Origin of the sequence: Streptomyces sp. NPDC058373, assembly GCF_042723275.1 — a bacterium.
Lineage (GTDB): Bacteria > Actinomycetota > Actinomycetes > Streptomycetales > Streptomycetaceae > Streptomyces.
The window spans coordinates 1-14,890 of record NZ_JBHXJE010000050.1 but is presented as its reverse complement, the minus strand read 5'-3'; the positions used below and the strand labels follow the sequence as shown (position 1 = coordinate 14,890).

Here is a 14,890-nt window from a genome sequence, read left to right as displayed (position 1 = left end):
CGGAGTCTGAGAGTCCGCTTAACGGACGGCGGTCGGTCCCGCGGCGGCCCGCTCCGGGTCGGCCGCGGGGCGCGGCTCCCCGTCCGGCGGGCGCGGAACCGGTACGGCGGCCGGGCGCCCGGCCCGGTGCTCGGGCGGTCCCTCGACGCTGACGCGGGGCAGGACGCGGTCCAGGGAACGCGGCAGCCACCAGTTGGCGCGGCCCAGCAGGTGCATGAGGGCGGGGACCAGCAGAGTGCGCAGGACGAAGGCGTCGAGGGCGACGGCGACGGCGAGCGCGATCCCGAACATCGCGATGAGCCGGTCGCCGCTGAGCACGAAGGCGAGGAAGACGGAGATCATGATGACGGCGGCCGAGTTGATGACCCGGCCGGTCTCGGCGAGGCCGACCCGGACCGCCCGGGCGTTGTCGCCGGTGGCCAGCCACTCCTCGTGCATCCGGCTGACCAGGAAGACCTGGTAGTCCATGGAGAGCCCGAAAAGCACCGAGACCATGATCACCGGCAGGAACGGCTCGATCGGGCCCGAACTGCCGAGGCCGAGGAGTTCGCTGCCCCACCCCCACTGGAAGATCGCCACCACCACGCCGAAGGCTCCGGCGACGGCCATGACGTTCATCAGCGCGGCCTTGAGCGGGATCCCGACCGAGCGGAAGGCGAGCAGCAGCAGGGCGAAGCCGAGGCCGATGACGGTGCCGATGAAGAGCGGCAGCTTGCCGACGATCAGCTCGGCGAAGTCGTCGTAGGCGGCGGTGACCCCGCCCACCATGAGGTCGAGCCCGGTGCCCGCCTCGGCACGCGGCAGCACCTCGGCGCGGAGCCGGTCGACCAGCGCGCTGGTCTCCTCGGACTGCGGCGAGGAGGTGGGGACGACGGTGAGCAGGGCGGTGTCGGAGGCGTCGTTGAAGACGACGGGGGTGACGTCGGCGACGCCATCGGTCTGCCGGAGCGTCTGCTCCAGGCCGTCGAGGGCTAGCCGGTCCTGGGCGCCGCCGACCTCGGTGACGAGGGTCAGCGGCCCGTTGACGCCGGGCCCGAAGTCGTCGGCGAGCAGGTCGTACGCCTGGCGGGTGGTACTGGTGGCCGGATTGTTGCCCTGGTCGGAGGTGCCGAGGTGGAGGGTGAGCATGGGCAGCGCGAGGACGGCCATGAAGGCGGTGGCGAGGACGCCCAGCAGCTTGGGATGGCGCTCGACAAAGCCCGACCAGCGAGCGGCGAACCCGGTGGGCTCCTCCGGCCGCGGCCCCTCGGCGGCCAGCCGTCGCCGCTCGCGGCGGCTCAGCGCACGCCGCCCGATGTACGCGAGGAGCGCCGGCAGCAGGGTGAGGGAGGCGGCGACCGTCAGCAGCACCGTGAGGGAGGCGGCGATGGCGACGCCGTTGAGGAACTCCAGGCGGAGGATGAGCATGCCGAGCAGGGCGATGCAGACGGTGGCCCCGGCGAAGACGACGGCCCGCCCGGTGGTGGCGACGGCGCGCGCGGCGGCCGCCTCGACGGCCAGGCCCTGCCTCAGCCCGGTGCGGTGCCGGGTGACGATGAACAGGGCGTAGTCGATGCCGACGCCGAGGCCGATCAGCATGCCGAGCATCGGGGCGAAGTCGGCGACGGTCATGACGTGGCCGAGCAGCACGATCCCCGCGTAGGCGATGCCGACGCTGACCAGGGCGGTGGCGATCGGCAGCAGAGAGGCGGCGAGGGAGCCGAAGGCGAGGAAGAGGACGACGGCGGCCACGGCCACACCGATCAGTTCGGCGGTGTGCAGGGCGGGGGCCTCGGTGAGGGCGACGGCGGAGCCGCCCACCTCGACCTGGAGTCCACCGCCGCCGGCGGCGTGCGCGGCGTCCACCACGGCCTGGGCCTGGGCGGGGTCGATGTCGCTGCTCTGGGCGGCGAAGGTGACGGTGGCGTAGGCGGTGCCGCCGTCCTCGCTGACGCCGCCGCCGGGGCCGGTGCCCGCCTCGGCGTAGGGCCCCGCGACCGAGGCGACGCCCGGCAGACCCGCGATGCGGTCCAGCGCGTGGGTCATGGTCTGCTCGACGTCGGCGGCCCGCACGGAGCCGGCGGGGGCGTGCCAGACGACGGTGTCGCTGTCTCCGGCGAGGCCGGGGAAGCCGCGTTCGATGAGGGCCGTGGCGTCGCCGGACTCGGTGCCGCCCGCCGCGTAGTCGTTGGTGTACGCCGGTCCCGCCAGCCCGGCCGCGGTACCGGCACCGCCGAGGACGAGCAGCCAGAGCAGGACGGCCAGGAGGCGGTGGTGCATGCACCAGCGGGCGAGTGCGGCCACGGACGTGCTCCCTCGGGGGTCGTGCTTCACCGGGGAGCCGCCGGGCAGGGGGGTGCCCGGGTGGGTACGGCCCGCGAGAAAGCGTGAGCAGTGGTGCCACTTTGGCAGGGGAAAAAGATCCTTTGACTGTTTCGTGCGCTTCGTCACAGCGCCCGTGTCGCACCGTGACGGCCCGTCCCGGCAGCCGCACGCTCCGCACGGGCCGACTCCCCCGGACTCTCCTTCACAGCCCCGCCGGGGTCTCGCGCGCCCCGGCCTGAAAGCGCCGAGGGACGCCCCGTACCTCCTGGTACGGGACGCCCCTCGGGGTGCACTGCGGCGGCGTCAGCCTCTCCGGCCCGCCACGCGTGCCGTGCCGGTGTCAGCCGTCGACGCCGGACAGGGCGCCGCTCAGCCCTCGACGCCGAGCTGCGCGAGGATCAGCTCCTTCACGCGGGCGGCGTCGGCCTGGCCGCGCGTCGCCTTCATGACGGCGCCGACCAGGGCGCCGGCGGCGGCGACCTTGCCGCCGCGGATCTTGTCCGCGATGGCCGGGTTCCCGGCGATGGCCTCCTCGACGGCGGTGGTGAGCGCGCCCTCGTCGGAGACGACCTTCAGGCCGCGCTTCTCCACCACGGCGTCGGGGTCGCCCTCACCCGCGAGGACGCCCTCGATGACCTGGCGGGCCAGCTTGTCGTTGAGGTCGCCGCCCTTGACCAGCTCGGCGACCCGGGCGACCTGCGCCGGGGTGATCGGCAGGCCCTCCAGAGGACGGCCGGTCTCGTTGGCGTTACGGGCCAGCTCACCCATCCACCACTTGCGCGCGGCGGCCGCGTCGGCGCCCGCCTCGATGGTGGCGACGATCGGGTCGATCGCCCCGGCGTTGAGGATCGACTGCATGTCGTGCTCGGAGACGCCCCACTCCTCGCGGAGCCGGTTGCGGCGCACGCGGGGCAGTTCGGGAAGGGCGGCGCGCAGTTCCTCGACCCACTCACGCGGCGGGGCGACCGGCACCAGGTCCGGCTCGGGGAAGTAGCGGTAGTCCTCGGCGTTGTCCTTGATGCGGCCGGCCGTGGTGGAGCCGTCCTCCTCGTGGAAGTGCCGGGTCTCCTGGACGATGGTGCCGCCGGAGGAGAGGACCGCGGCGTGCCGCTGGACCTCGAACCGGGCGGCGCGCTCGACGGAGCGGAGCGAGTTGACGTTCTTCGTCTCCGAGCGCGTGCCGAACTCCTGCTGCCCCTTGGGGCGCAGCGAGAGGTTGACGTCGCACCGCATCTGGCCCATCTCCATGCGGGCCTCGGAGACGCCGAGCGCCTTGATCAGCTCGCGGAGCTCGGCGACGTACGCCTTGGCGACCTCCGGGGCCCGCTCGCCCGCGCCCTCGATCGGCTTGGTGACGATCTCGATGAGCGGGATGCCCGCGCGGTTGTAGTCGAGCAGGGAGTGGGACGCGCCGTGGATACGGCCGGTGGCGCCGCCGACGTGGGTCGACTTGCCGGTGTCCTCCTCCATGTGGGCGCGCTCGATCTGCACCCGGAAGACCTCGCCGTCCTCCAGCTGCACGTCGAGGTAGCCGTCGAAGGCGATGGGCTCGTCGTACTGGGAGGTCTGGAAGTTCTTCGGCATGTCCGGATAGAAGTAGTTCTTCCGGGCGAAGCGGCACCATTCGGCGATCTCGCAGTGGAGCGCCAGGCCGATCTTGACGGCCGACTCCACGCCGACGGCGTTGACGACCGGCAGGGAGCCGGGCAGGCCGAGGCAGGTGGGGCAGGTCTGCGAGTTGGCGTCCGCGCCCAGCTCCGTGGAGCAGCCGCAGAACATCTTGGTCTTGGTGCCGAGCTCGACATGGACCTCCAGGCCCATGACGGGGTCGTACGCCGCCAGCGCGTCGTCGTACGGCACCAGGTCAGTGACAGTCACGGTGAAACTTTTCCCTCTCAGCCCAGCAGGACGTCGTCGTCGCCGAGGCGCTTGAGCTCACGCACGAGCAGGGCGACGCCGGTGACGATCCCGGCCGCGGTCGCGACCGCGTCGACCAGGCTCAGCGTGTCGTGATCGTGGCGGGCGGCCTTCATCTGCTTGTAGACGCTCAGGGCGCCGAAGGCGGTGGTGCCGATGGACAGGTACGTACCGGCCTTGGACTTCTTGAAACCCTTGGCCTTGGACAGTGCGCTCACAGGGACGGAGCCTCCTCCAGCAGCGGATGACCCCACTGTTCCACGAAGGCGGCCTCGACGGCTGCCCCGACCTTGTACAGCCGGTCGTCCTTCATGGCGGGGGCGATGATCTGGAGCCCCACCGGGAGGCCGTCCTCCGGCGCGAGGCCGCAGGGCAGCGACATCGCGGCGTTGCCGGCCAGGTTGGCGGGGATGGTGCAGAGGTCGGCGAGGTACATCGCCATCGGGTCGTCGGCCCGCTCCCCGATGGGGAAGGCGGTCGTCGGGGTGGTCGGCGAGACGATCACGTCGACCTCCTCGAAGGCCCGCTCGAAGTCGCGCGTGATGAGCGTGCGGACCTTCTGCGCGGAGCCGTAGTACGCGTCGTAGTAGCCGGAGCTGAGCGCGTACGTGCCGAGGATGACGCGGCGCTTGACCTCGTCGCCGAACCCCTCCTCACGGGTGATGGCGGTGACCTCTTCGGCCGATCGCGTCCCGTCGTCGCCGGCCCGCAGGCCGTAGCGCATGGCGTCGAACCGGGCGAGGTTCGAGGAGCACTCCGAGGGGGCGATCAGGTAGTACGCGGAGAGCGCCAGGTCGAACGAGGGGCAGTCCAGCTCGACCACGGTGGCGCCGAGCTTGCGCAGCAGCTCCACCGACTCGTCGAACCGCTGCACCACACCGGCCTGGTAGCCCTCGCCGCGGAACTGCTTGACCACGCCGACCCGCATCCCGGCGACCGAGCCGTTCCGGGCGGCCTCGACCACCGGCGGGACGGGGGCGTCGATGGAGGTCGAGTCGAGCGGGTCGTGCCCGGCGATGGCCTCGTGCAGCAGCGCCGCGTCGAGCACCGTACGGGCGCAGGGCCCGCCCTGGTCGAGGGAGCTGGAGAAGGCGACCATGCCGTAGCGGGAGACGCCGCCGTAGGTCGGCTTGACGCCGACGGTGCCGGTGACGGCGGCGGGCTGGCGGATGGAGCCGCCGGTGTCCGTGCCGATGGCCAGCGGCGCCTCGAAGGCGGCGAGCGCGGCGGAGGAGCCGCCGCCGGAGCCGCCGGGGATGCGGGTGAGGTCCCACGGGTTGCCGGTGGGGCCGTAGGCGCTGTTCTCGGTGGAGGACCCCATGGCGAACTCGTCCATGTTGGTCTTGCCGAGGATCACCACGTCGGCGTCCTTGAGCCGCTGGGTGACGGTGGCGTCGTACGGCGGGATCCAGCCTTCGAGGATCTTCGAGCCGACCGTGGTGGGAATGCCCTCGGTGGTGAAGATGTCCTTCAGCGCCAGCGGGACGCCGGCGAGCGGGCCGAGCTTCTCGCCGGCCTCCCGCTTGGCGTCGACGGCACGGGCCTGGGCGAGGGCGCCCTCGCGGTCGACGTGGAGGAAGGCGTGGACCTTCTCGTCGACGGCCTCGATCCGGGCCAGGTGGGCCTCGGCGACCTGGACGGCGGTGAGTTCGCCGGAGGCGATCTTCGCGGCCGTCTCGGCCGCGGTGAGCTTGATGATGCTGTCCGTCATGGCGGTCAGTCCTCCCCGAGGATCTGCGGCACCTTGAAACGCTGCTGCTCCTGGGCGGGTGCGCCGGAGAGCGCCTGCTCGGGGGTGAGCGACGGACGGACCTCGTCCGCGCGCATGACGTTCGTCATCGGCAGCGGGTGGGAGGTCGGCGGAACGTCTTGGCCGGCGACTTCCGAGACGCGGGCGACCGCGCCGAGAATGTCGTCGAGCTGTCCGGCGAAGTGTTCGAGTTCTTCGGCCTTGAGCTCCAGACGCGCCAGCCGAGCGAGGTGAGCGACCTCCTCGCGCGTGATGCCAGGCATGCGGCGATCCTCAGGGTGAGAGTGGCGGGTGTGCGGACCCAATCCTATGGGGCCGCACCACCACCCGACGAAACGCTCCCACGATCGGCCGGGCGGGTGACGGTGCCAGGGGCGCGACCGGCTCGCGCCGGGCCATACGAAAGCGCCCACCGCAAGCCCGGCCGGCGCTTGAGGCCCTTGACGACCGGCAGGGACCAGCGGGGACCAGCAGACCCCGGCCAACCCCAGCCCGGCCGGCGCTTGAGGCCACCACTGACCGGCACGGCCGAGCGGCGCCCGGCCGAACCCGGTGGCCGAACGGCACCGGCCGCGACGAGAAGGGGCGAACGTTACTGCGGAGGCCCGGACCGCACGGCGTGACCGCTCGCGCGAGCCGCCGCGGCCTCCGCGGCGAGATCGACGGGCCGCCGCCACCCCCGGGACCCACGTGCCCGCAACCAGGCCGTGGTCTCGTCGGGCGGCATCGCGGCAGCGACCAGCCAGCCCTGCACCGCGTCGCACCCCAGGTCGCGCAGCCGCTCCCAGGTCTCGTCGTCCTCCACGCCCTCGGCGACGACCAGCAGGCCCAGCGAGTGGGCGAGGTCGACGGTGCAGCGGACGATCTCCGCGTCCTCGGTGTCGACGGCGAGGCGGGCGACGAAGCTGCGGTCGATCTTCAGTTCGCTGACCGGCAGCCGCCGCAGGTGGACCAGGGAGGAGTAGCCGGTGCCGAAGTCGTCCAGGGACATCTTCACGCCGTGCCCGGTCAGCCCGGCGAGGGTGTCGGCGGCCCGCTGCGGGTCCTCCAGCAGGACGTGCTCCGTTATCTCCAGCTGGAGCGACCCGGCCGGCACGCCGTGCCGGGCGAGCCGGGCGGCGACGGCGCCCGCGAAGCCGGGACTGTGGACGTCGCGCGGGGAGACGTTGACCGCGACGGGGACGTTGAGCCCCTGGGCGCGCCAGCGGGCCACCTGGGCGAGGGCGGTCTCCAGGACGTACTCGGTGAGATGAGGCATCAGCCCGGAGGACTCGGCGATGGCGATGAACTCGTCCGGGGGGACCCGTCCGCGCTCCGGGTGGACCCAGCGCACCAGCGCCTCAAGACCGGCGACGTGGCCGTCGAAGCGGACCTTCGGCTGGTAGTGCAGCTCGACCTCGCAGGCGTCCAGGGCGCGGCGCAGGTCGCCGAGGAGGCCGAGGCGGTCGGGGGTGTTGGAGTCGCGCTTCGACTCGTAGACCTCGACGCCGGTGCGGTCCCGCTTGGCCTGGTACATCGCCACGTCGGCGCGGCGCAGCAGGCCCTCCGCGTCCTGGGCGTGCTCCGGGTAGACGGCGACCCCGGCGCTGGCCTCCAGGACCAGGGTGAGGCCGTCCAGGTCGAGCGGGGAGCCGAGTTCGGCGACGAGGCGGCGGGCGACGCGCTGGGCGGCGGTGGTGGAGTCGGCCACCGGGAGCAGGACCGCGAACTCGTCGCCGCCGAGCCGGGCCGCCTCGGCGCCGCGCGGCAGGGCGGGGCGCAGCCGTTCCGCTATCTGCAGCAGGAGCCGGTCGCCCGCGAGGTGGCCGAGGGTGTCGTTGACCGAGCGGAACCGGTCGAGGTCGATGAGGACCAGCGCGGAGCGGGTCCCGGCCTGCTCGGCCTCGTCGAGGGCGGTCCAGATCCGCTCCAGCAGCCACTGGCGGTTGGGCAGGCCGGTGAGCGGGTCGCGCAACTGCTCCTCGGCGCGGGCGCGGGCGATCCAGAGCGTGGAGTCGAGGGCGATCAGCGGGATGGAGAAGAGCGGCAGCAGCACCGGCAGGGCGACGGCGACCACGCAGATCAGCGGGGCGATGCCGAGCAGGGCGACGCCGACCAGGCTCTGCCGGATCACGGCGGTGCGGGTGACGGTCGGCAGGGTGCCCGGGGTCGGGGTGTGGACCAGCCACAGCAGCAGGCGGGTCATCAGCAGGTATCCCGCGGCGGCGAAGAGGACGCCGGTGCCGGTGGCGAGGGTCCAGCTCCGCGGGTCCCAGGGGTGTTCGACGCTGGGGGTGACGCCGGTGAGGGTGAGCAGGAGGGCGGCGGCGCCGATACCGAGGATGTCGACGGCGCCGTGCAGCAGACCCTGGCGCCAGCGGTGCCGTCGGGCGACGCCGACCAGGACCACGACGGTGATGCTGACCAGCCCGGCCGGGACCCAGCCGTAGAGGAGCAGGACGGCGAGGGTCAGGGCGGCGCCGGAGCCGGTCCCGCCCCACCAGCGGTCGCGGCCGAGGGCGACCAGGTGGCCGACGACGATGCCGGTGAGGACGGCGAGCGCCCAGCCGGCGGCACCCGCCGGGAAGAGGGCGTGACCGGTGGCGACAGCACGGACGATGCCGGTGACGAGGACGACGGCGGCGAGCGCGATGACGGCGACGGGGAGCAGAGGGGAGAGGCCCTCGGCGCGGCCGGGGGCGTGCGGGGCCCGACGCGCGCCGGCGCGTGCGGCGATGGTGCGGCGCAGGCGCGGCCATGAGGCCGGTGCGGCGCTCTCGGTCGGTTCCATTCCCGTCCCTCTCCCAGCCGACAGGTGCCGCGGGTGCGGGGCCGACGGCCTTGACTGTCACCGCCTGGGTGCCCGCCCGGCCCCGTGAGTCGGCCGGGCACCGCGAGGCGCGTCCCCCAACAGTAGGCCGCTCAGGGCCTTCACGGGCACCGGTCGGGGACGGTTGCCCGAATGAGACCCGGCCACCCGGATGCATCTGGTATGCGCCGAACGGGTGGCCCGCGGGGGTCATTCCGGAAGCGGAAGTGCCACTTCACGTGCGGCGTCGGGGCCTTGTTCGAGGAGGACGGCGAAGCCCGCCTCGTCCAGGACCGGCACCTTGGCCTGCATGGCCTTGTCGTACTTGGAGCCGGGATTGTCGCCGACGACCACGAACGAAGTCTTCTTCGAGACAGAACCTGTCACTTTGGCGCCCCGGCTCTGCAGAGCTTCCTTGGCATTGTCCCTGGTGTGGTGTTCGAGGGTGCCGGTGACGACGACGGTCAGGCCCTCCAGCGGACGGGGGCCCTCGTCCTCGCCGGCGGACTCCTCCTCCATGCGCACGCCCGCCTCGCGCCACTTGCGGACGATCTCGCGGTGCCACTCCTCGGCGAACCAGCTCTTTAGGGAGGCGGCGATGGTCGGGCCGACGCCCTCGGTCTGCGCCAGCTCCTCCTCGGTGGCGGCCTCGATCCGCTCGATCGAGCGGAACTCGCGGGCCAGCGCCTGGGCGGCGACCGGGCCGACGTGGCGGATGGACAGGCCGGTGAGGACGCGGGCGAGCGGGCGCTGCTTGGCCTGCTCGATGTGGTCGAGCATGGCGAGGGTGTTCTTCTTCGCCTCGCCCTGCTTGTTGGCGAAGAAGGTGACGATCTTCTCCTCGCCGGTCTTCGGGTCGCGCTTGGGCAGGCCGCTGTCCGGGTCCAGGACGTAGGAGCGGATGGGCAGGAGCTGGTCGACGGTGAGGTCGAAGAGGTCGCCCTCGTCGCGCAGCGGCGGCTCGGCGGGCTCCAGCGGCTGGGTGAGGGCGGTGGCGGCGACGTATCCGAAGTTCTCGATGTCCAGGCTCTTGCGGCCCGCGAGGTAGTAGATCCGCTCGCGCAACTGGGCGGGGCAGGAGCGGGCGTTGGGGCAGCGGAGGTCGATGTCGCCCTCCTTCATCGGCTTCAGCGGCGTGCCGCACTCGGGGCACTCGGCCGGCATGGCGAAGGGCCGCTCTGTGCCGTCCCGCAGGTCGGCGACGGGGCCGAGGATCTCCGGGATGACGTCACCGGCCTTGCGCAGCACGACGGTGTCGCCGATGAGGACGCCCTTGGCGCGGACGACCTCCTGGTTGTGCAGGGTGGCGAACTCGACCTCGGACCCGGCCACGGTGACCGGCTCGACCTGGGCGTACGGCGTGACGCGGCCGGTGCGGCCGACGCCGACGCGGATGTCGATGAGGCGGCTGTTGACCTCCTCGGGCGGGTACTTCCAGGCGATGGCCCAGCGGGGGGCGCGGGAGGTGGAGCCGAGGCGGCCCTGGAGGGGGATCTCGTCCAGCTTCACCACGACGCCGTCGATCTCGTGCTCGACGGAGTGCCGGTGCTCGCCGTAGTACCGGATGAACTCGCGGGCGCCGTCGAGGCCGTCCACGACCTTGTTGTGCCGGGCGGTGGGCAGGCCCCACTCCCTCAGCAGGTCGTAGGCGTGGGAGAGGCAGTCGAGGGTGAGGCCTTCGAGGGCGCCGATGCCGTGGACGACCATGTGCAGGGGGCGCGTCGCGGTGACCCGGGGGTCCTTCTGGCGCAGGGAGCCGGCGGCGGCGTTGCGCGGGTTGGCGAAGGGCTTCTCCCCCGCTTCGACCAGGCGGGCGTTGAGCTTCTCGAACTCCTCCATCGGGAAGAAGACCTCGCCGCGGATCTCGACCAGGGCGGGCAGGTCGTCGCCGTGCAGGTGCTCGGGGATGTCGGCGACGGTGCGGACGTTCGGGCTGATGTCCTCGCCGACGCGGCCGTCGCCGCGGGTGGCGGCACGGACGAGGCGGCCGTGCTCGTAGGTGAGGTTGACGGCGAGTCCGTCGACCTTCAGCTCGCAGAGGAAGTGGTAGCCGGGGGCGCCGACCTCCTTGGCGACGCGGTCGGCCCAGGCGGCGAGTTCCTCGTCGTCGAAAGCGTTGTCGAGGGAGAGCATGCGCTCGCGGTGCTCGACGGAGGTGAACTCCGTCTCGTACTGCCCGGCGACCTTCTGGGTGGGCGAGTCAGGGGTGCGCAGGGGCGGGTACTGCTCCTCCAGCTCGGTGAGGGAGCGGAGCAGCTGGTCGAACTCGGCGTCGCTGACGACCGGCTGGTCCTTGACGTAGTAGCGGAAGCGGTGCTCCTCGACCTGTTCGGCGAGGTGCTTGTGCCGCTCCCGCGCGTCCGCGGGAACGCCTGCGTTCTGCTGTTCGCCGGCCACTGTCCTGTCCTCCCGTTTCGTCACTCCGGGTTGTCCGCGAGTGAGTTCGCCGCCTGGACGCAGTGGGCGAGCGCCGCACGGGCGTAGCCGGGCGAGGCGCCGGCCAGACCGCACGACGGGGTGAGTGCCACCGCCTCGGTGAGCAGCCCCGGATTCAGCCCCAGCCTGCGCCACCACGTCCTGACCCCCATGACGCTACCGGCCGGGTCCGACAATGCGGTGTCGGTACCGGGCACGACACCGGCGAGCAGCCGGAACCCGGCCTCGACGCCCTCACCCAGCGCCTCGTCGTCACCCTCGGTGAGGAGGGAGAAATCGAACGAGGCGCCCGCGAATCCGGCGCGGCGCAGCAGGCCGAACGGGACGGACGGAGCGCAGGAGTGCACGATCGCGGGCCCGTCGTGGACGGCGGCGGTCTCGCGCAGCGCCGACTCCACGAGCTGCCGGTCGACGGCGCGGTAGGTGCGGTAGCCGCTGGCGGTGCGGACGGCGCCGGTGAGGACGGCGGTCAGGGAGGGCTCGTCGAGCTGGAGGACGAGGCGGGCGCCGGGGACGCGGCGGCGCACCTCGGCGAGGTGGTCGCGGAGCCCTTCGGCGAGGGAGGCGGCGAGGTCGCGGCAGGCGCCGAGGTCGCCGAGGCAGGCCTCGCCGCCGCGGGTCTGGAGGGCGGCGGCGAGCGTCCAGGGGCCGACGGCCTGGACCTTGAGCGGGCCCTCGTACCCCTGGGTGAACTCCTCCAGGGCGTCGAGGTCCTCGCGGAGCCAGGAGACGGCGCGGCGCATGTCGCGGCCCGGGCGGTCGGCGATGCGCCAGCCGCTGGGCTCCAGCTGGGTGTGGACGTCGACCAGGAGTCCCGCGGTGCGGCCCACCATGTCCGCGCCGGGCCCCCGGGCGGGGAGTTCGGGCAGGTACGGCATGCCCTCGCCACCCGCGAAGGTGCCGGTCACGGTCTTGGCCGCCTCGCGGGCGTCGCCGCCGGGCATCGAGCCGATGCCGGTGGCGCGGAGGGTGCGGAAGTCGTCGGTGTCGCTCACGCCGGACAGGCTACGGGCCCGGGAGCGCGGCCGGCACCGGGAGGGCGGGGTGCGGCGCCGGGGCGGGGGCGTCCGGCCCGCCCCGGTACGGGCGGGTCAGCCGCGCGGGCGGATGGTGAGGTCGTTGATCACCGCGTCGGCGGGCAGGTCGAGGGCGGTGAGCAGGGCGGTGGCCACCGAGTCGGGGCTGATCCACTGGGCGGGGTCGTATTCCTTGCCCTCCTGCTGGTGGATCTTCTGCTGCATGGCGCTGGCGGTGCGGCCAGGGTAGACCGAGGTGACGCGGACGCCGTGCGGTTGCTCCTCCTGGCGCAGGGCGTCGGCGAGGGCCTTGAGGCCGTGCTTGGCGGCGGCGTAGGCGGCCCAGCCGCCGTTGGCGCTGAGGCCCGCGCCGGAGTTGACGAAGGCGACGTGGCCGTGGGTGAGGCGCAGCTGCGGCAGGAAGTGGCGGGTCAGCTCGGCGGGGGCGAGGAGGTTGACGTTGAGCTGGTGGCGCCAGCTCTTCGGGGTGAGCTCGCCGACGGCGCCGAGGTCGACGACGCCCGCGATGTGCAGGAGCGAGTCGATGCGGTCGGGCAGGCTCTGGTGGGAGAGCGCCCAGGAGATCCGGTCGGGGTCGGCGAGGTCGGCGACGAGGGTGCCGGCGCCGGGGTGGGCGACGGCCAGTTCCCTGGCGCGGCCCGCGTCGCGGGCGACGAGGACGAGGTGGTCGCCGCGCTCGTGGAGGCGGCGGGCGACGGCGGCGCCGATGCCGGAACCGGCGCCGGTGATCACATGAGTAGCCATGGCCCGCATGATCCCACCGGGCGCCGCGGACCGGCCAGCCGGCATGGACGCGGGGCGCCCCGCCGGCCCTACTGCACCCCGGCGCTCTCCTCCAGGTGGGCGAGGGCGCCGACGGGCTCCTCGGCGAAGAAGACCAGTTCGGTCAGGGGCAGCGGCAGGAATCCCTCGTCCTCCATCCGCTGGAACTGCTCGCGCAGGCCGTCGTAGAAGCCGGCGGTGTTGAGCAGCACGACGGGCTTGGTGTGCAGACCGTGCTTCTTGAGTTCGAGGATCTCGGTGGCCTCGTCCAGGGTTCCGGTGCCGCCCACCATGATCACGACGGCGTCGGCGCGGGCGAGGAGGTGCGCCTTCCGCTCGGCCAGGTCGGCGGTGACGATCATCTCCCCGGCCTCGGCGGGGACCGGGCGCGCCGAGGCGGCGAGGAACTCCACGGAGACCCCGAGGAGCCGGCCGCCGGACTCCTGCACGCCGTCCGCCACGACCTTCATGAGCCCCTTGTCGGAGCCGCCCCACACCAGGGTGTGGCCGCCCTTGCCGAGGAGTTCGGCGAACTCGCGGGCGGGCCGCGTGTAGCGCTCGGGCAGGTCGGCGGCGGACAGGAAGACGCATATGTTCATGGCCGCAACCTATCGCCCGCGCGGGCCGGCGCAGAAGCCGCGTACCGGACAGCTCCTGTCGGTGGCCGGGAGTACGGTCGGGGGCATGACTCAGGGACACGGAGACGACACCGCGCGCGGCCACCGGATCACCGTCGAGCAGGCCCCCGTGCACGTCCGGGTGGTGCGGGACGGGCAGGTGGTCGCGGAGAGCCGCCGCCCGCTGCTGCTGCACGAGACGGGGCTGCCCGTCCGGTACTACCTGCCGCCCGAGGACGTCCGCACCGAGCTGCTGGAGCCCTCGGACACCCACACGGTCTGCCCCTTCAAGGGCACCGCCTCCTACTGGTCGCTGCCGGACGAGCCCGACCTGGTCTGGGCGTACCCGGAGCCGATCGAGGCGGTCGCCGAAATCAAGGACCACTTCTGCTTCTACGGCACGGAGGTGGTCGAGGAGCCCACCGGGTGACCTCCCGGGCGCGGCCCGTGTGGTGAGCGGCGCCTCTTCGGGCAGGCTGCCCGGTATGGACACAGTGGTTTCCCAGGACGGCACGCCGATCGCCTACGAGCGCCGGGGCGAGGGCCCCACGCTGGTGCTGGTCGGCGGTGCGATGACGACCGGGGAGCATGCCGCGCCGCTGGCCGGGCTGCTCGCCGGTGACTTCGCGGTCGTGACCTACGACCGGCGGGGGCGCGGCCGCAGCGGCGACACGCGGCCCTACACGGTGCACCGCGAGGTGGAGGACCTCGCGAAGGTCGTCGGGGCGGTGGGTGCGCCCGCCGCGCTCTACGGCGTCTCCTCGGGGGCGGCGCTGGCGCTGCACGCGGCGTCGGCAGGGCTGCCGGTGAGCCGGATCGCGCTGTACGAGCCGCCGTTCACCATCGGCGAGGCGGACCCCTCGCGGCGGGAGGCGTACCGGTCGCGGCTGGTGGCGCTGCTGGCGGCGGACGACCGGGGCGGGGCGGTGGAGCTGTTCATGACGCACATCGGGCTGACCCCGGAGATGATCGCGGGGGCCCGCCAGTCCCCCGCCTGGCCCGGCCTGGAGGCGGTCGCGCCGACGCTGGCCTACGACGACGAGGTGCTCGGCGACGGCGGCCCGCCGCTGGACCGGCTCGCCCTGGTGTCGGTGCCGACGCTGGTCATGGCCGGTTCGGCGAGCCCGCCGGCGATGGGCGAGGCGGCGCGCACGGTGGCGGGGGCGCTGCCGGACGCCGAGTACCGGGAGCTGGACGGGCAGACCCACGACGTGGCCCCCGAGGCGGTGGCGGCGGTGCTGCGGGAGTTCCTGCGCTGAGGGGTGCGGCGGGCCCGGAC

The 14,890-nt window shown here is 73.3% G+C and carries 12 protein-coding genes; 2 read left to right on the top strand and 10 right to left on the bottom strand.

Annotated elements, in window-relative coordinates; genetic code table 11:
• Positions 1-18: 18 nt before the first annotated feature.
• The 10 genes from ACFWMZ_RS23765 to ACFWMZ_RS23720 form a co-directional block, all read right to left on the bottom strand.
• Positions 19-2,283, bottom strand: a complete 2,265-nt coding sequence (locus tag ACFWMZ_RS23765; RefSeq protein ID WP_383203934.1) for an MMPL family transporter — start codon at positions 2,281-2,283, stop codon at positions 19-21.
• A 390-nt stretch (positions 2,284-2,673) separates the two neighbouring features.
• Positions 2,674-4,182 (bottom strand): Asp-tRNA(Asn)/Glu-tRNA(Gln) amidotransferase subunit GatB, encoded by a 1,509-nt coding sequence (gene gatB / locus ACFWMZ_RS23760; protein ID WP_383179581.1) that lies wholly within the window; start codon positions 4,180-4,182, stop codon positions 2,674-2,676.
• A gap of 17 nt (positions 4,183-4,199) precedes the next feature.
• Entirely contained in the window at positions 4,200-4,439 is a 240-nt protein-coding gene (locus ACFWMZ_RS23755) for a hypothetical protein (protein ID WP_023416869.1), read from the bottom strand.
• Positions 4,436-5,932, bottom strand: coding sequence for an Asp-tRNA(Asn)/Glu-tRNA(Gln) amidotransferase subunit GatA (gatA, locus tag ACFWMZ_RS23750; RefSeq protein ID WP_383203931.1), 1,497 nt, complete (start codon positions 5,930-5,932; stop codon positions 4,436-4,438). The genes ACFWMZ_RS23755 and gatA overlap by 4 nt, the downstream gene beginning before the upstream one ends.
• 5 nt (positions 5,933-5,937) lie before the next feature.
• Positions 5,938-6,234, bottom strand: coding sequence for an Asp-tRNA(Asn)/Glu-tRNA(Gln) amidotransferase subunit GatC (gatC, locus tag ACFWMZ_RS23745; RefSeq protein ID WP_003951011.1), 297 nt, complete (start codon positions 6,232-6,234; stop codon positions 5,938-5,940).
• Between the two features lie 329 nt (positions 6,235-6,563).
• Positions 6,564-8,741 carry a putative bifunctional diguanylate cyclase/phosphodiesterase gene (locus ACFWMZ_RS23740; protein ID WP_383179572.1) on the bottom strand — a complete coding sequence of 726 codons (2,178 nt, stop codon included), beginning with the start codon at positions 8,739-8,741 and terminating at the stop codon, positions 6,564-6,566.
• A 228-nt stretch (positions 8,742-8,969) separates the two neighbouring features.
• Positions 8,970-11,156, bottom strand: a complete 2,187-nt coding sequence (gene ligA, locus ACFWMZ_RS23735) for an NAD-dependent DNA ligase LigA (protein ID WP_383203928.1) — start codon at positions 11,154-11,156, stop codon at positions 8,970-8,972.
• A gap of 20 nt (positions 11,157-11,176) precedes the next feature.
• A complete protein-coding gene (locus tag ACFWMZ_RS23730) occupies positions 11,177-12,190 on the bottom strand; it encodes a methionine synthase (RefSeq protein WP_383203926.1) in 1,014 nt (337 codons plus the stop codon).
• A gap of 96 nt (positions 12,191-12,286) precedes the next feature.
• A complete protein-coding gene (locus tag ACFWMZ_RS23725; protein ID WP_383179563.1) occupies positions 12,287-12,985 on the bottom strand; it encodes an SDR family oxidoreductase in 699 nt (232 codons plus the stop codon).
• A gap of 59 nt (positions 12,986-13,044) precedes the next feature.
• A complete protein-coding gene (locus ACFWMZ_RS23720; protein ID WP_383203923.1) occupies positions 13,045-13,593 on the bottom strand; it encodes a TIGR00730 family Rossman fold protein in 549 nt (182 codons plus the stop codon).
• Positions 13,594-13,678: 85 nt separating this feature from the next.
• Between ACFWMZ_RS23720 and ACFWMZ_RS23715 the strand changes: the two genes are divergently transcribed.
• Together ACFWMZ_RS23715 and ACFWMZ_RS23710 are read left to right on the top strand one after the other, a co-directional pair.
• On the top strand, positions 13,679-14,041 hold the full coding sequence (locus ACFWMZ_RS23715) for a DUF427 domain-containing protein (RefSeq protein WP_383179557.1): 363 nt from the start codon (positions 13,679-13,681) through the stop codon (positions 14,039-14,041).
• 55 nt (positions 14,042-14,096) lie between these two features.
• Positions 14,097-14,870 carry an alpha/beta fold hydrolase gene (locus ACFWMZ_RS23710; protein WP_383203920.1) on the top strand — a complete coding sequence of 258 codons (774 nt, stop codon included), beginning with the start codon at positions 14,097-14,099 and terminating at the stop codon, positions 14,868-14,870.
• Positions 14,871-14,890 lie beyond the last annotated feature (20 nt).

Bases quoted from the DNA above. Each gene is read 5' to 3' on its own strand.
- gatA (WP_383203931.1), bottom strand. From the start codon at position 5,932: ATGACGGACAGCATCATCAAGCTCACCGCGGCCGAGACGGCCGCGAAG.
- gatC (WP_003951011.1), bottom strand. From the start codon at position 6,234: ATGCCTGGCATCACGCGCGAGGAGGTCGCTCACCTCGCTCGGCTGGCG.
- ACFWMZ_RS23740 (WP_383179572.1), bottom strand. From the start codon at position 8,741: ATGGAACCGACCGAGAGCGCCGCACCGGCCTCATGGCCGCGCCTGCGC.
- ACFWMZ_RS23725 (WP_383179563.1), bottom strand. From the start codon at position 12,985: ATGCGGGCCATGGCTACTCATGTGATCACCGGCGCCGGTTCCGGCATC.
- ACFWMZ_RS23720 (WP_383203923.1), bottom strand. From the start codon at position 13,593: ATGAACATATGCGTCTTCCTGTCCGCCGCCGACCTGCCCGAGCGCTAC.
- ACFWMZ_RS23715 (WP_383179557.1), top strand. From the start codon at position 13,679: ATGACTCAGGGACACGGAGACGACACCGCGCGCGGCCACCGGATCACC.
- ACFWMZ_RS23710 (WP_383203920.1), top strand. From the start codon at position 14,097: ATGGACACAGTGGTTTCCCAGGACGGCACGCCGATCGCCTACGAGCGC.